The organism is Nisaea sp. (assembly GCF_017640745.1).
GTDB lineage: Bacteria > Pseudomonadota > Alphaproteobacteria > Thalassobaculales > Thalassobaculaceae > Nisaea.
In genome coordinates this window covers 84,575-103,853 of sequence record NZ_JAEPQA010000015.1, presented here as the reverse complement: position 1 = coordinate 103,853, position 19,279 = coordinate 84,575, and the positions used below count along the sequence as shown (strand labels likewise).

The following is a 19,279-nucleotide window of genomic DNA, read 5'->3' as shown; positions in this document are numbered from 1 at the left end:
AATATAGTAAATAAAAATTATTTATAATAGATGGACTCTCAGTTTCCAGTGTACGTTTGGAGATTATTTGAGTGTGTGAATATTGAATTATGACTGCTTGTGATCTGTACGCCAAAGCCATGCGTAAAGGAGGGTTAATAACGAAGAATACACCTTGGGGACCGGATATGACCTTTATGTTCGGCCGTGGCGACGCCGCGGCGAAACTTGACGCGCTCGACAAATCGCAAGCGATCATCGAGTTCCAGCCGGACGGTACGATCATTACAGCCAACGCGAACTTCCTGAAGACGATGGGATACAGTCTGAAGGAAATTGTCGGCAAGCATCACAGCATGTTTGCGGAACCGGGCTACAAGGACAGCGCCGAGTACCGTGCGTTCTGGGAAGATCTGCGCGCCGGGAAGTACAAGGCCGCGCAGTACAAGCGGATCGGGAAAGGCGGGAAGGAAGTCTGGATCGAAGCATCGTACAATCCGATATCGAACGGTTCGGGCCGCCCCTACAAGATCGTCAAGTTCGCGACCGACATTACCGAAAAGACCAAGCAGCAAGCCTTGCTGGTCGGTCAGATCGAGGCGATCCGGCGTTCCCAGGCCGTCATCGAATTCGAACTGGACGGAACGATCATCACTGCGAACGAGAATTTCCTGAAGACGATGGGCTATGGCCTGAACGAAGTCGTCGGCAAGCATCACAGCATGTTTGCCGAGCCCGGCTATGCGCAGAGCGCGGAATACAAGGGTTTCTGGGAAAAGCTTCGGGCGGGTGAATTCGCGGCCGGTCAATACAGGCGGATCGGCAAGGGCGGCAAGGAGGTCTGGATCGAGGCCTCCTACAACCCGATCCTCGATCCCAACGGCAAGCCTCTCAAGGTCGTCAAGTTCGCGACAGATCTGACCAAGCGCAAGCAGGAGAATGCGGAGCTTGCCGATGCCTTCGAACAGGGCGTGAAGCGTACGGTCGAGAGCGTGGCGGCGTCCTCCGGAGATCTCGAAATGACGGCGCAGACGCTGGCCGCCAACGCCGAGCAGGCCAACCAGCAGTCCGCGACAGTGTCTTCCGCGACCGAGGAGCTGACCGCGTCGGTGAACGAGATCGCCCGGCAGATCGCTGAATCGACCCGGGCCGTCGGCAGCGCGGTCGATGCGGCAGACAAGTCCGAGAAGATGGTATCCGAACTCCTGAGCGCGGCGCAGAAGGTGGGAGAGATCACGAAGATCATCGCCGAAATCGCGGAACAGACCAACCTGCTGGCGCTGAACGCGACGATCGAAGCGGCTCGGGCAGGAGAGGCCGGAAAAGGCTTCGCTGTCGTCGCTTCTGAGGTGAAGAACCTGGCAAACCAGACCGCCACGGCGACGGAGGAGATCGCCCAGCAGGTCAAAGGCATTCAGGACTCGACCCAGACGACGGCGGATTCGATTGGCGAAATCGCCAAGATCATTGCCCAGGTGAACGAGATCGGCACGACGATCTCAAGTGCCGTCGAGGAACAGTCTGCAGCGACTCAGGAAGTGTCCGTCAATATCAGTGGCGTCGCCCAGGCAACCCATGAGAGCGGCGAATCCGCCACGACAGTACTGAACTACGCGCAATCTCTTTCGTCGCAAGCTGGTGAACTTAACCAGCAGGTCGAGCAGTTTCTGGCCCGGGTCCGCGCAATGTAATCCGCATATTCGGCACCGGGGCGATAAACGATCCGCCCCGGTGCCGGGATGCCGTATCAGGCGGCGATTTCTTTCTCGAACCTGTGGAGCGTCTTGGCGAGCCGCTCCGCGATCTCGTCGACTTCCTCTTCCGTTACGATCAGCGGCGGCGTCACCATGAGCCATTCGCCGTATTTCCCGTTCGCCGTCCGCCGCGAGTAGAGCAAAAGCCCGTTCTGCATTCCGATTTCGATAAGGCGGAACACCGCCATCATCGAGGCCGGAGGGATTTGTTTCGTCTCCCGGTCCATGACGATTTCTATGGCGTTCAGCAGACCCATGCCGCGGACGTCGCCGAGGACGCGGCTTCCAGTCTGAATCTCCCGCAGTCGAGTGCGCAGTCGCTCCCCCATCCTCGCGGCGTTCGTCATCAGGTCGCGCTCGATGAGCTCGCTCACGACCGCATGGCCGACGGCGCAGCTCAGCGGATTGGCGGCATAGGTGTGGCCGTGCATGAAGCCGCCGGACCGGGCGACGGTATCGACCATGGCGGCGGAGGCCAGAACCATGCCGAGCGGCGTGTAGCCCGCGGCGATGCCCTTGGCGAGCGTGATGATGTCTGGCTTCGCGTCGGGCCAGTGTTCGGCGCAGAGGAAGGTTCCCGTGCGTCCGGCACCGCACATCACCTCGTCATAGATCAGCAGCACGCCATGCCGGTCGCATATTTCGCGGACGGTCTTGTAGTAATGATCGGGCGCGACAAGCGCTCCCGTGGCGAGGCCGCCGACCGGCTCCATGATGAAGGCGAGAACGGTCTGCGGGCCTTCCGCGACGATGGTCGCTTCAAGCGCGGCGGCACAGTGCCGGGCATAGCTGTCCGCATCGTGATTTTCCGGCAGCCTGTAGGCGAAGGGAGCCGGGACCTTCGGCATCACCTGCATGACCTTGGCGAAGATCGAGTCGGAGACAGGGTCGCCGCTGACAGAGGCGGCGCCGAGCGAGGCACCGTGATATCCGGGATCCCGGCCGAGCACCTTCCATCGGTCGGGCTCGCCACGGGAGACGGCATATTGCCGGGCGAGCTTGATCGCCGCTTCCGTCGCTTCCGATCCGCCGGAGACGAAGAAGGCGCGCTCGTAACCGGGGCCGGCATGGCGCGTCACGAGGTCGGCGAGATCGATGTTCGGCTGGTTCTCGAAATGCGGCCGGCCGGCGAAGCAGATTTTCTCCGCCTGCGCGCGCATGGCTTCGACCACCCGCATGTTGCGATGGCCGAGATTGGTGGTCACCGGTCCGGAGCAGGCATCGATGTACTTGTTGCCGTCGGTGTCCCAGAGCCAGACGCCGTCGCCATGGCTGACGACCGGACGCCGCGGCGCACCGTCGGGAAGGTAAAACACGTCGACCGGACCGCCGCGGTCGCCGAATGATCCGGACGCTTTGCTCTGTTCGTTTGCCACCCTGCGCTCCCATTGCGATTTCGAGGCCGAAAACGCGTCGAAGAAATCATATTATTGTACGGTGTACAATAGCTGTTCGCGCTCGCTCAACTACGGTCCAGCTGAATTTCGAGGCCGGCGATCAGTGCGTCCGTAAACATCTCGAATCCACTTTCCAGAGAAGCCTGGTTCCCGTTCTGCCAGCGCAGTATCAGGGCGCGGTTCAGAAGCCGGCGCCGCTCTGCAGCCAAGGTCGGATAGAGCGCCGGATCGGCGGCCTCGACGCTGGCGGTCAGAGAGGTCTCGAGCTCACCTTCCGGATCCGGAAAGACGTGCGCGAACTCCTGTGTGGCATAGCCGCACATTCCGGCGATGATGCTGTTATAGGCGGCCAACAGCCGCTCGCCTTCGAACCCGGCGCCTGCAAGTGTCGAGAGGATGGCTTCGACGAGCTTCAGATCGACGCTGGCGCTCGAAACGAGATGTCCGCCGACCAGGGGGGCGACGTTGGGATGCATGCGTACGATGTCGCGGTAGCGGCGGAACAGCTCTTTCAGCCAGACGCGCCAGTCCGGGTTTTCCTTCGGGAGGACATCGGCGAAGAGGGCCGCGATCACGCGGGCGATCAGGAGATGGCGGCTCGGCACATGCCAGTAGAGTGCGGTGGGATAGACCCCCAGCGCCTTGGCGATGTTGCGGATGGAGAAGTTGTCCAGGCCTTCGCGGTCAAGCAGATCGATCGCGGCGGCCACGATGGTCTCGCTGGATAGGGGCGTGCTCTTCCGTTTTCGTCCGAGAGCTCCGCTGTTGCCGGTTTTCCGCTCCGCCGCCATCTTCTCAGTCCACCAGATCGACGGGATTGTAGGGGTGTTGGTCGGGAGGGCCTTCGGCAAAGCGCCAGACCGGATTGCGTCCCGGATCTGCCGGCAGGGCGATCAGCGAGGAAGACACCGTCGCGAAACCCTCGCCGTTGTCCAGGTTGATCGCGGAACCGTAATCGGACGCATCGCCGCGGCTGCGGTCCGCGAGGAGTTTTTCCCAGCCAGACCAGTCTCCGCTTTCCGGATCGGGCGCGGCGGCGATGCGGAACCGGGGCAGGGCGCGGCGGACGCGCGCGCTCTCCGGATCGTTCACGTCGTACGCTGTGAAGACGGAGAGTCCTTCCGGAACCTCGAAGACATCGATCTCTCCGTCCTCGCGCCCCTCGTTGCGCAGCCAGAAGGCTTTTTCCGCGTCGGCGACGAGCATGTTGAAGCTTCGATAGCTGCTGCCTTCCAGCTCTGCGAGCGCTTTTGCCGCCTCTTGCGCCTCGGCATGCTCCAGTGCTTCGAGGACGATCTCGCCGCGGCTGCGCTTACCCGCGGCGGGCCCGAGCGATCCGCGCCGGTTGAGGATCCCGGCGACGACCCCGTGGTGGTTCAGGCCGAGCCAGGAGCCGCCGCTCAGCTTGTCGAGACCGGCAAGGGTTTCAGGACGGTCGGGCCAGTGGCGCGCGGGAGGCAGCCACGGCCGGGACTGCATTTCGTCGCGGTTGGCGGCAATCAGAACGGGCCAGGCATTGCCGGGGCGGCGCAGGAGAATCAGGGTGCACATGGGAGAGACCCTACGCTTCGGAAACATTTTTTGACAACTGGACGATTTGCGGCAATCTGCCAGTTAACAGATCGCGCTGGGCCTGATAGGTTGCCGCCGATTTTGAGGCCCTAAGCCGACGTCCGGCAGACGCGGCGGGCCGCGACGGGATAGAGACGAGGGAGTATTCGACCGATGTCAGGTTTCGACAAACGCCAGAAGGGTGAAGAAGCGAAGTTCGCGCTCGACGGGGAACTCGCCTTCAAGGCCTCTGTCCGGCGCAACAAGCTTCTTGGCCTCTGGGTGGCGGAGACGTTCCTCTCCAAGACCGGCGAGGACGCGCAGGCCTACGCCAAGGAAGTCATCGCGGCCGACATGGAAAAGCCGGGCGTCGACGATGTCGTCGAGTTCGTGCTGAAGAGCCTGGAGGGCACCGGTGCGGATCTTTCCGAACATCGCATTCGCCACAAGATCGAGGAACTGAACGCGGTGGCAATGGAGCAGATCAAGACCGAAGGCTGATCCTCGCCTCGAACGAGCCACGGATACGAAAACGGCGCCTTGTGGCGCCGTTTTTATTTTTCGTTCCGGATCCCGTTTCGCCCGGTCGTTCACCCACGTCCTTTTCCGTCATGCATCAGCAGCCGCTGCTCAAAGACGTAAAGCGCGACTTGGATCGAATTCGGTGCAAACCGTTCAATGCTCCACAGGTTCGCAACCGATCGACAAATAGTCGTTCCGGAATTCCAAAGCATTAGAATATCCAGTGGTGACTAAACGCGTCTGCCGGTTTCATAACCGACTCTTTCGCGCGGGCCTGCGTCATCTATTTTTCTTGCATCGTGGTAAAATGTTTAAAAATTTGTATGATTTCAGGGTTAAAAATTGTTAACCAAACTGAAGTCTGAGTACCCTCTTAGGGGCATTTGAGAGGGAATTAGCATGACCGATCATTTAGATAGCCAAGGTCTTGGCGGGAACACACCGTTCGCATTCCGGTTCTTTGCTGGCCTGGAGTTCTGACCATATGTTGCAGGATCTGGACACCGCCGTACTAGCGCGGGCCGCGGATCTGTTCGTTGCCTCCGAAACTGCCGATCGGAACCCGGCGGACGGTGCCGCGGACGGCTTTCTGCATGCCCTTGGCTACCGGGAAAATGTGGGTGGAGATCCCGAGAGAGAGGCACACCGGGGGGCACTTCTGAAAGCGGCGACAAGTTTCGATCGCGTTTTTCTGCTTTCCGCTCGTCATGCGCCGGGACTGGTGCTGATGGGAGCCGTAGTCCGGCCGGATCCGACTGCAGGGCACGCCCCCGGCAGTGTGACCGGGTCGGGGCTCGATCTCAAAAGCGCATTTGAATCCTGCATTGGTGAGGGCATCGAATTCCTCTCCCAGTTCGAACAAGACGGTGACCTGGCCGGTTCGGGTGTTGAAGAGCCTCTGGTCGACGTGTTCCCAGAGGCCGACGGCGTGCCTGACTGGAGTGGAGGCGACAGGGTCCGCGGAATTGATCTTGCTACAGACACAGAGGTTTCACTCCCGTTCGATCGGTGCATCCGCAGCCTGAGGCGTTCCGGCGCGGCAAGCCCTCCCTTCATGCTTGGAACCGGGTGCGGTGCCGGCGACACGCTGGATGCGGCTGCGCTTCACGGTCTCTATGAGCTGATCGAACGGGACGCCGCCGCACTCTGGTGGTGGGGGCGGCGCAGGGGGCGTCCACTCGCAGCCGAGGAACCCGGGGTTCGGAGCGCTTTGCTCTACCTGGCAACGCTCCGCGGAGAGAGGCTCGGTCGGGTCACGTGGTTCCTCGACATTACAACCGATGTCGGCGTTCCGGTGATGGCGTCGATTTCGGTGGACCGGGACGGATCGCACGTTGCCTGCGGTACGGCCTGCCGCGCTTCCGTCGCCGCCGCCCTCCAGTCGGCCATCCGGGAAATGTGCCAGATGGAAATGGCCTACGATGTTGTACGGGCGAAGGAAGCGCAGTCCGGCGCGGAGGCCCTCAACGCGGTCGACCTCCGGCACAAGGAGCGTGCGGCGGTCCTGAGCGCAGACGGGTGCGAGCATCTTCATCCCGCCGGAGTGCCGGCACGGTATATGCCGGTTGCGGATGACGATGCCGGACCCGAGCTCACTCTTCCGAGGATCGTGCAGCGTCTCGGAACTATTGGAGCGAATGTCTATCGGGTCGATCTGTCGCGCGAGCGTTTCGGTGTTCCCGTGGCTCGGATGATCGTCCCGCAGCTGCAACTCTATCCAAGCAAGGTCGTCAGCCCTCGTTTGAAACGCTGTTTTGACGAATCCGGCATCGACGATCCCCTGTTTCCCTTGCACTGATGCATTCGGGGCGGTGAGGCATGGCTGAAATAGAGATCATGGACCCGACAGATGGCGGCGCAATACGCGCCCCCAGCAAAACGCTCAACCTATCCCTCGTTGCGGAGCAAACCGCGGTTGTCGGAAACCAGCGACTTGATCTGAAGCGGCGTAAACTCCTGGCATTGCTGGGTTATCTGGCGCTCAGCGAGGGTCGCACGTCATCCCGGGAGCGTCTGGTTGGTCTGCTCTGGAGCGAGACCCCGGAAGCAAATGCGCGCACATCCTTGCGGCAGGTGCTGCATTGGCTGAGGCGATCCTGCGACGAATCCGGCTACGAAGGCCTGTTTATCGACAAGTTGACGGTTTCCCTGAATGAGGAAACCTTGCTGGTCGATGTCTGGCAAGTGATAGAGGCGGCGGACAACAAGAAGGTACACCAGAAGCTGCTGGATGTTGCCGATTTCCCCGGGAAGCTTCTGTCCGACCTTGATGATCTGGATCCGGCTTTCCGCATGTGGCTCATGGCCCGCCGGGAAAGTCTGCGCGAACGCCTTTCCCGCTCGCTGGAGGAGATCCTGACCGACGAGGCGGTCAGCGAGACGGAGCGCGTGCGGGCGGCCGAAGCGATCGTCAATCTCGATCCGACACACGAGGAATCCGTGCGCTATCTGATGTGGGCGCGGGCAAGCTCCGGCAACATCGGCGGCGCCCTCAGAGTCTACAAGATTCTCTGGGACGTGCTCGACGAAGACTATGCAATGGAGCCCTCTGCAAAAACCCAGGAGCTGGTCGCCAGGATCAAGAGCGGCGAGTTCGATACGGTGTCGGAAGGCTCCCCGCAGGCAAGACCGGTGGAACCTTCACCGATCGCGACTGCTGCGGTGGTCGCGCCCGACGCACCGCGCATGGTCATTGCCGTCGAACCGTTTTCGCTCGAAGGCGCGCATCCCGGACAACACCACCTGCTCATGGGGTTCCGGCATTTCCTGATCGGTTCCTTCGTTCGCTTTCGGGAGTGGCGCATCCTGGATCTGCAAAGCTCCCAGCTTGCCCGTTCCAATCCGGATGTGCGCTTCGTGGTTCAGGCATCCGTCCTTGGCAAGCAGGACGAAACCAATGTGGTTCTCACTCTCAAGGATACGGATACCGGGTTCTACGTTTGGAGCGACCGTTTCACGCTCGGGATAGACGATCTGATCATGTCGCAGCAGAGGATTGTCCGTAGCGTGACCGCCGCGCTCAACGTTCACCTCTCCATCGGCCGGATGCTGCGTCCCCTCGAGTCCACGGCCATTCCGACCCACCTCTACGATACCTGGTTGCGGGGCCAGGCATTGATCAATCGATACGATCCGGGCGACTGGCAGGCCGCCTCCAATCTGTTCGAAGAGGTTATCCGGCGCGCGCCTGATTTCGCGCCCGCTTACAGCAGCCTTGTGCAATTGAAGAACGCCCGTCACATCGTTCATCCGGGCGTGTTCCGGAAAAGGGAGAACCAGGCGAGCGCGCTTGGCCTCGCCTGGACAGCGGCAAAACTCGATCCGGTGGACTCGCGAACCCATCTCTGTCTTGCCTGGGCCTATGCTTTCGACGAGCAGTTCGAGCCGGCCGAAATGCATTTCGATCTTGCGCGTGAATTGAACGACCTGGATCCCTGGACCCTGTTGTCTGTCGCTCAGGGACTAGCCTTTCTCGGCGACGACATCCGCGCCGAGAAATTGGCCGCCGAAGGTATGGCAAACTGCGTCGAACCGCTCCCCCTCCACTGGGGATACCTTGCTGGCGTGAAATTCTTCCTTGCGGACTACGAGGGGGCACTGGAAGCGGCCACGCTGGCTGGCGATTTTCTCTGCAACAACGGTGCGTGGCGGGCGGCATCCCTGGTCCAGCTCGGCCGGGCGAAAGAAGCCCGGGAGGAGGCGGCGCGCTGTCAGGCCAACATCAGGCGGCGATGGCAAGGTGGTGAAATCAAGCGTGACAGCGAGATGACCGAATGGCTTCTGCAGCTGTTTCCGATCCGCAAGACGAGGGATCGGGAAATCCTGCGTCGCAGTCTTGAACGCGCAGGATTTCCCATGGATTGAAGTGGCGTCAGGCCGTTCAGGTGCAGTTTGCGAGGGTGTAGTCCCCGATGCGCGCGGCGTGAAAGACCATGACATCGTCGATGTTCGGCTCGGAGTCGAACGCGTCGTGGTAGAATTTCGGAATGACGTATCCGTGTTTCACGATGAAACTCTCGGAGTCGTCGAGGAAGTCGGTCGGCGGCAGCCGGATATCCAGGCGTGAGGAATCGGCCCGGAAGACATTCAGCGTCTTGAGTTCGTTCGCGCCGGTTGGGTAATTCGCTTTGATGCCTTCGTCTTCCAACTGCTGCTTGAAGGCTTTCAGATCGGCCGGCGGCTGCTTGATCCCGCGCGCCCAGTCTTTGATCAGTTGCCCGAACTTGGCGTGATAGCCGTCGTCGATTCCGAACCGGTTCAATACGTCTGTCATTTTTGTCTCCTTGTTTATGAGTCCCTGTTTTCCCGGACTTACAGAAAACTTGGTGAGGCAGTGGAAAGTCCGGAGCGCTCGGCGAGTGTCCGCAGCAGGGCGGGCATCGTCCGAACCGTTTCGAATCCAGTCGCGGGGTAGCTTGCCGTGCCAGTTTCGGGCGCGATCGAATCCAGCCGGCGAAGCAGGACTTCGGCGACAATCGTTGATCCGAGGACGCCGAGATGGCGGCCGTGCGCCTCGGCCATGGCTTCGAAAAGAATGAAGAAGAAAAGCGGCGGGTCTTCCGCGATCGTGTCGATCTGGAGCTCGCTCAATGCCTGTCCGCTACGGCTCCAATTGGTGGCCAGCCACGCCTGCAGTCTTGCTCGCAGTCCGGTGATGTCGGAAAGCAATGGCGACATGGCGATCAGATCGGGCTGACGCTTCCCGATCTCGGCGATCAGGGCCGTAACGGACCACAGGTCCGCTGAAGCTCCGCGCAAGAGATCGCGATGGGCGAGTGTCTCGGTGGTTCCCCTCAGCGGAAAGCCGAAGCCATCCGGGACCTCAAGGCCTGAGGAGAGACTCGGGCCGATACGCCGGCTGAGATTGACGAGGCTGGGATCGTCGAGTTCGAAGAAGCGGGACCATTCGACGATCCACTTCTCGTTCAGCGGCATGCTGTAGGGCTCGCGGAGGGAGTTCGTCCGCAGGATGTCTCCGATCGAAAACCCGGGATGCCCGGTGTTCAGCCTGTAACTCGGGCGGATCATGGCGTGGCCGAACCTGAATGCCGCATGGGAGAATTCCATGGGCATGCGCTCGTCGGCGTCGGTCTCGAGGTACGGGCTCTTGTCGGTCTCGTAATGCCGCAGCACATCCGGATGCAGGATCCGCGGGAGCAGGTCGTGCCGCACGATCCGCCGGTAGGTTTCGGTGACGATCCGGCGTGCCTGGCCGAACCTGTACTCTTCGGCGACCTCCTGCGAATATTCGGGGGGTACCGCTCCCTGCGCTTCGAGGCTCTCGATCACCGTGTTGTGGAGCCAGATGAACACGGTCAGAAGCTGGGAGATGTTCGCGTTGTCGTCATTGCGGGGATCCGCGAGCAACGCCTCTGTCGGGCCGTTGCGCGGGAAAGAGTTGTCCTCGTGTGCATAGCCGCGGCCGATATCCCTGAACGCGGGTTTGGCGGCGGGCACCAGCTTGTTGCTTTGCCGCATGCGGCTCAATTTCAGGCGCGACCTGAAGCCGAATTTCGTCGAGGCCGAGTAGGCGTGGGGACATGCGGCCGGACCCGAGCCATAGAGCGTATCCAGATCGAGTGAGAAGGTCCTGTGGTTCCTGAGTTCGCCGATCCGTCGGTCCATACGGGGGAAAATAACCGAGGCCTGCACGAGATCGTGGGCCACGAGTTGCAGCAGGTAGGTATAGCCTGCGGGAATATCGGGATTTTCCCAGGCTTCCGCGGCTTCACCCTGATAGGCGTCCCAGATGCGGTCGGAGAACAGGAAATGGTGTGAAAGACGGGTCAGCAGGTCGTCCGCCCGGCGAAAGTCGTCCCGGGGGAGGGTTCCGTGCAGGCGATGGATCTCGCTGCCGTTCGGCGGGCGCAGGAAATGCCTGAACGCTCCGCTTCCTGAGTCTTTGGCATGCTTGAAGCGACAAGTCCCGTCCGGACTTACCGGCAGCGGTGTTCCGCCATGCGACTTCATTCCGATCCCCCCACCCTGCAAATTTCCGGCGCGCCGGCTTTGACCGGCTGCGCCAGAGAGTTTGCGATGGCAGGATCTTCTGAGGAGGGCGTTATCTGTCCGTTATGGTCCGGGCGTGAAAATCGCCTGAGTGTTATTCCTCGCCGAAGACACGCTTGAAAATCGTGCCCACATGCTTGGTGTGGTAGCCGAGGTCGAACAGGGACTCGAGCGCGGCATCGTCGAGATGCGCCTTCACCTCGCTGTCGGATTTCAGCAGTTCGAGGAAATCCTTGCCCTCCAGCCAGACCGGCATGGCGTTGCGCTGCACGGCCTTGTAGGCGTCCTCGCGGCTCATGCCTGCCTGCGTCAGGGCGAGCAGCACGCGCTGCGAGTGGATGAGGCCGCCGAGCTGGTCGAGATTGGCCTGCATGCCCTCCGGATAGACCAGCAGCTTGTCGATGACGCCGGTGAGGCGGGCGAGGGCGAAATCGAGGGTCACGGTCGCGTCCGGGCCGATCATTCGTTCGACGGAGGAATGCGAGATGTCCCGCTCGTGCCAGAGCGCGACATTCTCCATCGCGGGCACCACGGCGGAACGAACGAGGCGGGCGAGGCCCGTCAGGTTTTCGGTCAGCACCGGGTTGCGCTTGTGCGGCATCGCCGAGGAGCCCTTCTGGCCGGGCGAGAAATACTCCTCGGCCTCGCGGACCTCGGTGCGCTGCAGGTGGCGGATCTCGGTCGCCAGACGCTCGATGGAGCTGGCGATCACGCCGAGGGTGGCGAAGAACATGGCGTGGCGGTCGCGCGGGATGACCTGGGTCGAGACCGGTTCCGGCTTCAGGCCGAGCTTCTCGGCGACGTGTTCTTCCACGCGCGGGTCGATATTGGCGAAGGTCCCGACGGCGCCGGAAATGGCGCAGGTGGCGATCTCCGCCCGCGCAGCCTCGAGCCGCGCCTTGTTACGGGCGAATTCGGCGTAATAGCCTGCGAGTTTGATGCCGAAGGTGACCGGCTCGGCATGGATGCCGTGGCTGCGGCCGACCGTCGGAGTCATCTTGTACTCGAAGGCGCGGCGCTTGATCGCGGCCAGCAGCGCGTCGAGATCCTTCAGCAGAAGGTCGGAGGCCTGCGTCAGCTGCACGGCGAGGCAGGTGTCGAGTACGTCTGAGGAGGTCATGCCCTGGTGGACGAAGCGGGCCTCGTCCCCCACATACTCTGCGAGGTTGGTGAGGAAGGCGATGACGTCGTGCTTGGTTTCCCGCTCGATTTCGTCGATCCGGTCGATCTCGAAATTGCCGCGTTCCCAGACGGCCTTGGCCGCTTCCTTCGGAATCACGCCGAGTTCGGCCTGCGCATCGCAGGCATGGGCCTCGATCTCGAACCAGATGCGGAACTTGTTCTCGGGTTCCCAGATCTTGACCATCTCGGGGCGGGAATAGCGCGGGATCATGTGCGTCCTCGGTGTTCGACAGAATGCGGGCGGCGCCGGAAAGCGGGATGGCATTCGGGCAGGCGGGGTTTTATCATCGCCGTCCGCCGGAGTCACGCCATCGGCGGAAGAGCGACGAGGGAGCGACTTCATGAAAATCGACGGCAAGCCGCATCGCACGATCTGGCCGGGCAAGGACGGCGTTTCGGTCGAGATCATCGATCAGACGAAACTGCCGCACCGGTTCGAGATCGCAAGGCTTGAAACGCTCGCCGACGCGGCGCATGCGATCAAGGCGATGCTGGTGCGGGGCGCTCCGCTGATCGGGGCGACGGCAGCCTACGGCATGTGGCTGGCGATGCGCGCCGATGCCACAGATGCAGGGCTTTCAAACGCCTATGACCGGCTCTACGAGACCCGACCGACGGCGGTGAACCTGCGCTGGGCGCTCGACGCCGCACGCCGGAAGCTGAAGCCGCTGGCCCCCGAGGCGCGCGCCGATGCCGCCTTCAGGCTCGCAGGCGAGATCTGCGACGAGGATGTCGGCATCAACCGCGCCATCGGCGAGGCGGGGCTCGAAGTCATTAAGGTGATCCAGGCGAAGAAAAAGCCGGGCGAGACCATCAATATCCTGACCCACTGCAATGCCGGGTGGCTGGCGACGGTTGATTGGGGAACCGCGACCGCGCCGATCTATCTCGCGCATGATGCCGGCATTCCGGTGCATGTCTGGGTCGACGAGACGCGGCCGCGCAATCAGGGTGCCAGCCTGACAGCGTGGGAACTGGGTAATCACGGTGTGCCGCATATGGTGATCGTCGACAATGCAGGCGGTCATTACATGCAGCACGGCATGGTCGATATGGTGATCACCGGGACCGACCGGACGACCCGGAGCGGTGACGTCTGCAACAAGATCGGCACATATCTGAAGGCGCTGGCGGCGCATGACAATGGCGTGCCTTTCTATGTCGGCCTGCCGTCGCCGACCATCGACTGGACCATCTCTGACGGCGTGCGGGACATTCCGATCGAGGAGCGCAGTTCGAAGGAGGTGACGGAGATGACGGGACGGCTGCCTTCGGGCGAGGTCGCGACGGTCACGATCACGCCGGAACGGAGCCCGGCGGCGAACCCGGCCTTCGACGTCACGCCGGCGCGGCTGGTCACCGGTCTGCTGACCGAGCGCGGATGCGCCGAAGCGAGCGAGGAGGGATTGTTGAAACTGTTTCCGGAAATGCAGCAGGTGGGCGAAGACTGATGGCGAAGCGTATGGGAGCGGCCGAAAAGGCACTCCGGCAGGAAGTGATCGACACCTGCCTGAAGATGAACGAGATGGGCCTGAACCAGGGTACCTCCGGCAATGTCAGCGTTCGGGTGAGCGAGGATCCGAAGGAAGGCTTCTTCCTGACCCCGTCGAGTATCCGCTACGACCGGCTGACGCCGGAGGACATCGTGCGGATGGATCTCGACGGCAATGTCGAGGGCAAGCACAAGCCCTCGAGCGAGTGGCGGTTTCATCTCGACATCATGAAGGCGCGGGAGGATGCGGGCGCCATCGTGCACACGCACGGCATGTTCGCGACCACGCTCGCCTGTCTGCACCGGGAGATACCGGCTTTCCACTACATGATCGCGCTGTTCGGCGGCCCGACGATCCGCTGCGCGCCTTATGCGACCTATGGAACGCAGGAACTGTCCGATTACGCGCTGCAGGCGCTGGAAGGGCGCAAGGCCTGCCTGCTCGGCAATCACGGCCTGATCGTGCTCGGCCCGCATCTCGAACGCACGCTGGCGCTCACCGTCGAGGCCGAGACGCTCGCGGCGATGTACTGGCGTGCGCTGCAGATCGGCCAGCCGGCGATTTTGCCGGACGAGGAGATCGAGAAGGTGGCGGCGAAATTCGGCGTGACGGGGTATGGTGGGCGTTGAGCGGTCTTGTTGAGAAGGGAGCGCTGCGATGATTGTAAGACGTCTCTTCCTGGAAGCGGCCCGTCGGATCGCGCAAAATCCGGAGGTCCAGCAGAAGGCGGCCGATATGGCGGCACAGGTTTACGTAAAGGCCCGTCCGAAACTGGAAAATGCGGGACGGCATTTGAGCGAATCCGCTCGTGATGCGGCGGCGGAGCATGATCCCCTCAAGGACCCTCTCGGTTTTGCCAGGTCATTGAAAAAGCGCGCGTTTCCGCCCGAAAACTAGACGTTGCGCGCGATCCTGTCGCCGTTCGCCCGTTACTTCAGGACCAGTCTTGCCATCACAATTGACATATTTATCTAAAATACAATATAAATGCCGTAATTAACCTTGAGCGTGATGGTTTCACGCGCCGGTTTCGGGCAGAACACGTGCTGGAGACCGGTCTGAGCAAGCAAGGCTGGATATGGCACTCGGTCCGATAATCAACTTACCTCTGGTCCCGGCACAGACCGGCGAGAGGCAGGTCCCGGTCCAGCCGAACGAGGCTGACGGCCGGCGGTCGCGTACGCGCGAACTCGATCCCACCGACAGCCGCTTCGTGCAGGAACTCCGCGCCAGCGACCCGCGTGCCGAGCAGCAGAACCGGCAGCGCCAAAATCCGATCCCGCTGGAGGAGATCAGCGCGGATCTGCCACGTGGTTCGATCCTCGATATTACCGTCTAGAAGTTTCGGCTGAGTGCGAGGTTCCGGAACAGGGTTTCCGGTTCGAACGGCTTGGTGATGTGACCGGCCATTCCGACGGACTTGCTCTTTTCGATCTCCTCGGCGACCGCATTGGCGGTCAGGGCGATCACCTTGAGGTCGCGGTAGCGCGGATCGGCGAGGATGTGGCGCGTCGCCTCGTGTCCGTCCATTTCCGGCATCTGCAGATCCATCAGCACGGCGTCGATCTCAGGCGGCGTTTCCGACAGCAAGATGTCGACCGCCTCCTTGCCGTGAACTGCCGGAACCACCGTGATCCCGGCGCCTTCCAGCAGGACGGTCGCGATCTCCCGATTGATCATGTTGTCTTCGACCAGAAGAACTTTCAGGCCCTTGCACGCGGCACGCCAGTCGCGTTTGTCTTCAACGGTGGCGGTTGCGCTTTCCGCGGCAATTCTGAGCCGCAATTCTGCGTGAAAGGTACTTCCCTCGCCGACGGCGCTCTCGACCCAGACCCGGCCGCCCATGCGATCCGCAAGCTCCCGGCAGATGGCCAGCCCCAGGCCGGTTCCTCCATAGCGTCGCGTCGTTGACGCATCGGCTTGGTGGAAGGGCTGGAAGACGCCGGATACTTCTTCCGCCGTCATACCGATTCCGCTGTCCTGCACGGCGAAATGCACCAACGCTCTCTCGTTTCCGGACTCTTCGACCGACACTTTGAGCCGCACCAGGCCGGAATGGGTGAACTTGATCGCATTGCTACAGTAGTTGATGAGGATCTGGCCGATACGGTGCGGGTCGCCGAAAAAGTTTCTTGCCGCCGCGCCGTCCGGATCGATCTCGAACCTCAGGCCTTTCTCATCGGCGCGCGGTGCGGCGATCTGGCCGACGGAGTCGAGTACCTCTTCGAGCGAGAAGGGAATGTCTTCGATATCGAGCCGTCCAGCTTCGATCTTGGCGAAGTCCAGAACGTCGTTCACGATCCGGAGCAGCGCGTTCGACGAGGACTGCACTTTCGAGACGATGTCCAATTGTCCCTGCGTCAGATCGGTGTCGCTGAGGATGTGATTGAGCCCGATGATTCCGTTCAGCGGCGTGCGGATCTCATGGCTCATGCGGGCGAGGAAGTCTGATTTCGCCCGGTCGGCCTGTTCGGCCCGGCTTTTGGCGATACGCATCTCGGCTTCCGCGCGTTCGGTCTCGCGCAACTGCCGGTTCAACTCCGACGTCCGTTCCTCGACGCGTCTCTCCAGTTCCTCGTTTGTCGAGCGGAGCAGGGCCTCGACCTGTTTCTGCTCTGTCACGTCCCGGTACGTGGTCACAAAGCCATTGTCGATCTTGCGCCGGACCACTTCGATGATCCGTCCGTCCTTGCGCTCGCGCGTCGTCGAATACGCCTTGCCATTCCACGCGGCGGCGGTCCTGGCGGCAACGATCTCGTCTACGTTACCAGCGCCGAAGGCTCCATTCTCTGCCTGATAGCGCAAGATTTCCGAGAGGTGACATCCCGGATGGTTATAGCGCTCGGGAATGTCTATCAACTCGAACGCCTGGGGGTTGGCGGCAACCAGTTTCAGATCCCGGTCAAAAAGCGAGATGCCGTAATCGACCGTCTCCAGTATGGTCTCAAGTGCTGCGGTTTTCTCGGTTAGCTCTTCGTTGTTGGCCTGCAGCAGCGCTTCGAACTGCTTCTGCTCGGTTACGTCGCGGTAGGTCGCAACGAAACCGATCTCGATCGGATTGCGCGAGACCTCGATGACCGTTCCGTCGGCGCGATGACGAATTGCATGGTAACGTTCGGGCCGTTCCGCCAGGGCGGTAAGCCTTTCCACGATCTCGTCAATGTCGCCGGGGCCGAATTCGCCCTGCGCGGCCTGCAGGCGCAGGAAATCCGAAAAGTGCACGCCCGGCCGATTCATTTCGTGCGGGACCTTCATCAGGTCGAAGGCCCGGGAATTGGCCGCAACCAGATTGAGATCCTTTCCGAAGAGGGCAATGCCGTGATCGAGCGCGGCCATAATTGCTTCAAGTGCGGATGTCTTTTGCGACAGCTCGGCGTTGTTTGCCTGCAGCAGAGCTTCGAACTGCTTCTGCTCTGTGACATCGACATATGTCGTGACGAAGCCGCCTTCTACCGGCCTGCCGGTAATCTCGTAGATCCGGCCGTTTGATTGTTCGCGAACGAAATTGTGAGGCTCGAACTTGCGCGCGAGTTCCACGCGGGAGCGCACCTGTTCCTCGACGTCTCCCTCGCCATATTCGCCGCGTTCTGCAAACAACCTGATGAAGCTCTCGAAGGGCGTGCCCTGTCTCCGAAGGTGCTCCGGAACATTCATCATTTCGAAGGTCTGCCGGTTCGCCGCGACGAGATTGAGCTCGTTGTCGAACAGCGTGATCCCGTATTTGACCGATTCCAGAATGGTCTCGAGCGCCGCCGTCTTTTCCGAGAGCTCGTTTTCTCGCGCCTGCAGTTTTGCGGTGCGCTCCCAAACCAGGTCGTCAAGGCGTTCGTTAGTCTGTTCGAGCTCTTTCTGGGAGTTACGCAGCTCGGTAATGTCGTCATAGGTGGTGACGAAACCGCCGCGGACCGGAACGCCGCGAATGCGCAAGACTGTGCCATCCGGACGGACCCGCTCGAAGCTGTGCGCTTCTGCCCGGCGCGCGAGTTCGACACGTTCCCGGACCTGATCTTCGATCTCGCCGGGCCCGTATTCGCCGCGCTCGGCATTATGCCGGAAAAATGCCGACATCGGAGTTCCGGGCGTGCCCATCCAGTGCGGAAAGCCGAGCAGATCGAGATAGCGGCGGTTGCAGACGACGAGCTTCAGGTCCTCGTCAAAGTAGCTGAGGCCCTGGCTCACGTTCTCGATCACGGACGAAAGCACGCCCTGTTCCGAGGCGTCGCAGTTTACTTCAATCAACGGGCAGGTTTCCGAGCAGCACGCTATTCATCGAACGGCATTCTAGTCCTCTGATGGTTAACGTTTGGTATGCATCCGTTTTAGAGCTTTCGGGCGATGTGATCCTCGATCAGCGCTTTGTAATATCTCTGCAGCGAGCTGGTCACAATTCCAGGCACCGTGCCGTTTCCGACTGTCTTGCCGTCGATTTCCGCGACCGGGGTCAGGCCGCCGAACGAGCCTGTCAGAAAGACCTCCTCGGCTCCCATGCATTCGACCAGCGAGAAGTTCTTCTCGAATACCGGGATGCCATTCGCGCGGCAGAGGTCGATCACCTTGCGCCGTGTGACGCCGTTCATGCAGTAGTCGCCGGTGGAGGTCCAGACCTCGCCGCGCCGGACGATGAAGAAGTTGCAGGCGTTGGTCGTGTTGACGAAGCCGTGCGGGTCGAGCATCAGGCCCTCGTCGGCACCGGCCTGTTCCGCCTGCAGGCAGGCGATGACGCAGTTCAGTTTCGAATGGGAGTTCAGCTTCGGGTCCTGGGAATGCGGCAGGCCGCGGACCTGATGCACGGTGGCGAGCCGGATACCGCGCTGCTTGAGGCGTGACGCCGGTTTCGAATGTTCGAGGATGATGACGACCGTCGGGCCGCTGCGGGAGAGGGACGGGTGCTGGAACGGTTTCACCTTCACGCCCCGGGTCACCATCAGGCGGCAATGCACATCCGTCTCCATGCCGTTTGCCGCGGCAGTCTCGTTCAGGGCATGAAGAAGTCCCGCGCGATCCATGCCGATATCGAGGGAGACCGCCTTGCAGCTTTCGAACAGCCGGTCCATGTGCTCTTCGAAGAAAACCCAGGTTCCTTTATGCAGGCGCATGCCCTCCCACATGCCGTCGCCGAGCAGGAAGCCGGAATCGTAGACCGAGACCTTCGCCTCGTCCCGGTGCACGATCTCGCCGTTGACCCAGATCCGGATGTCCCGGTTGCGCGGATCCTCCTCGGCATCGTGGGTCGTTGTGCGCGCGTCGATCATGTCCGGTCCCCGTTCCGGCGGTTGCTCCATGTTCACTTTGGCGCCGCCGTGAACTGATGACAATTCACTCAGGCAGTGCTGCCTTCGGTGGCGATTGACCGGCGGGGATGTGCATGCGACTGAGACGGTTCCCGTTTCCG

Annotated in this window: 16 protein-coding genes; 8 read left to right on the top strand and 8 right to left on the bottom strand. The window is 61.5% G+C overall.

Going from position 1 to position 19,279, the window contains the following annotated elements; all coding sequences use genetic code 11:
* The first annotated feature begins 167 nt into the window (after window positions 1-167).
* Window positions 168-1,670 (top strand): PAS domain-containing methyl-accepting chemotaxis protein, encoded by a 1,503-nt coding sequence (locus JJ959_RS12250; RefSeq protein WP_292884024.1) that lies wholly within the window; start codon window positions 168-170, stop codon window positions 1,668-1,670.
* Window positions 1,671-1,726: 56 nt separating this feature from the next.
* Here JJ959_RS12250 and JJ959_RS12245 read toward each other — a convergent pair whose 3' ends face one another.
* The 3 genes from JJ959_RS12245 to JJ959_RS12235 all read right to left on the bottom strand — a co-directional run bounded on the left by JJ959_RS12245 (window position 1,727) and on the right by JJ959_RS12235 (window position 4,681).
* A complete protein-coding gene (locus JJ959_RS12245; protein WP_292884022.1) occupies window positions 1,727-3,109 on the bottom strand; it encodes an aspartate aminotransferase family protein in 1,383 nt (460 codons plus the stop codon).
* A gap of 86 nt (window positions 3,110-3,195) precedes the next feature.
* Window positions 3,196-3,921 (bottom strand): TetR/AcrR family transcriptional regulator C-terminal domain-containing protein, encoded by a 726-nt coding sequence (locus tag JJ959_RS12240; RefSeq protein ID WP_292884020.1) that lies wholly within the window; start codon window positions 3,919-3,921, stop codon window positions 3,196-3,198.
* Window positions 3,922-3,925: 4 nt separating this feature from the next.
* Window positions 3,926-4,681 carry an NRDE family protein gene (locus JJ959_RS12235; RefSeq protein WP_292884019.1) on the bottom strand — a complete coding sequence of 252 codons (756 nt, stop codon included), beginning with the start codon at window positions 4,679-4,681 and terminating at the stop codon, window positions 3,926-3,928.
* Between the two features lie 174 nt (window positions 4,682-4,855).
* Here JJ959_RS12235 and JJ959_RS12230 point away from each other — a divergent pair, with 174 nt between their 5' ends.
* The 3 genes from JJ959_RS12230 (at window position 4,856) to JJ959_RS12220 (ending at window position 9,067) form a co-directional block, all read left to right on the top strand.
* Entirely contained in the window at window positions 4,856-5,182 is a 327-nt protein-coding gene (locus tag JJ959_RS12230; RefSeq protein WP_292884017.1) for a DUF1476 domain-containing protein, read from the top strand.
* 448 nt (window positions 5,183-5,630) lie between these two features.
* Window positions 5,631-7,001: a YcaO-like family protein gene (locus JJ959_RS12225; RefSeq protein WP_292884015.1), complete on the top strand. Its 1,371-nt coding sequence runs from the start codon at window positions 5,631-5,633 to the stop codon at window positions 6,999-7,001.
* A gap of 20 nt (window positions 7,002-7,021) precedes the next feature.
* Window positions 7,022-9,067 carry a BTAD domain-containing putative transcriptional regulator gene (locus JJ959_RS12220; protein ID WP_292884013.1) on the top strand — a complete coding sequence of 682 codons (2,046 nt, stop codon included), beginning with the start codon at window positions 7,022-7,024 and terminating at the stop codon, window positions 9,065-9,067.
* 16 nt (window positions 9,068-9,083) lie between these two features.
* Here the strand turns inward: JJ959_RS12220 and JJ959_RS12215 are convergent, their stop codons facing one another.
* The 3 genes from JJ959_RS12215 to purB all read right to left on the bottom strand — a co-directional run bounded on the left by JJ959_RS12215 (window position 9,084) and on the right by purB (window position 12,605).
* Complete coding sequence (locus JJ959_RS12215; RefSeq protein WP_292884011.1) at window positions 9,084-9,476, bottom strand: hypothetical protein; 393 nt, start codon at window positions 9,474-9,476, stop codon at window positions 9,084-9,086.
* Window positions 9,477-9,514: 38 nt separating this feature from the next.
* Window positions 9,515-11,173, bottom strand: coding sequence for a peroxidase family protein (locus tag JJ959_RS12210; protein ID WP_292884009.1), 1,659 nt, complete (start codon window positions 11,171-11,173; stop codon window positions 9,515-9,517).
* A gap of 133 nt (window positions 11,174-11,306) precedes the next feature.
* Window positions 11,307-12,605: an adenylosuccinate lyase gene (purB, locus tag JJ959_RS12205; protein WP_292884007.1), complete on the bottom strand. Its 1,299-nt coding sequence runs from the start codon at window positions 12,603-12,605 to the stop codon at window positions 11,307-11,309.
* Between the two features lie 130 nt (window positions 12,606-12,735).
* Between purB and mtnA the strand changes: the two genes are divergently transcribed.
* The 4 genes from mtnA (at window position 12,736) to JJ959_RS12185 (ending at window position 15,226) form a co-directional block, all read left to right on the top strand.
* Window positions 12,736-13,845: an S-methyl-5-thioribose-1-phosphate isomerase gene (gene mtnA / locus JJ959_RS12200; protein ID WP_292884005.1), complete on the top strand. Its 1,110-nt coding sequence runs from the start codon at window positions 12,736-12,738 to the stop codon at window positions 13,843-13,845.
* Window positions 13,845-14,516 (top strand): class II aldolase/adducin family protein, encoded by a 672-nt coding sequence (locus JJ959_RS12195; protein ID WP_292884003.1) that lies wholly within the window; start codon window positions 13,845-13,847, stop codon window positions 14,514-14,516. Before mtnA ends, JJ959_RS12195 begins: the two co-directional genes overlap by 1 nt.
* 106 nt (window positions 14,517-14,622) lie before the next feature.
* A complete protein-coding gene (locus tag JJ959_RS12190) occupies window positions 14,623-14,784 on the top strand; it encodes a hypothetical protein (protein WP_292884001.1) in 162 nt (53 codons plus the stop codon).
* Between the two features lie 181 nt (window positions 14,785-14,965).
* Complete coding sequence (locus tag JJ959_RS12185; RefSeq protein ID WP_292883999.1) at window positions 14,966-15,226, top strand: hypothetical protein; 261 nt, start codon at window positions 14,966-14,968, stop codon at window positions 15,224-15,226.
* Here the strand turns inward: JJ959_RS12185 and JJ959_RS12180 are convergent.
* Window positions 15,223-18,126, bottom strand: a complete 2,904-nt coding sequence (locus tag JJ959_RS12180; RefSeq protein ID WP_292883997.1) for a PAS-domain containing protein — start codon at window positions 18,124-18,126, stop codon at window positions 15,223-15,225. The genes JJ959_RS12185 and JJ959_RS12180 overlap by 4 nt on opposite strands.
* Before the next feature lie 80 nt (window positions 18,127-18,206).
* Entirely contained in the window at window positions 18,207-19,139 is a 933-nt protein-coding gene (locus JJ959_RS12175; RefSeq protein ID WP_292883995.1) for an aminotransferase class IV, read from the bottom strand.
* Between the last annotated feature and the right edge of the window lie 140 nt (window positions 19,140-19,279).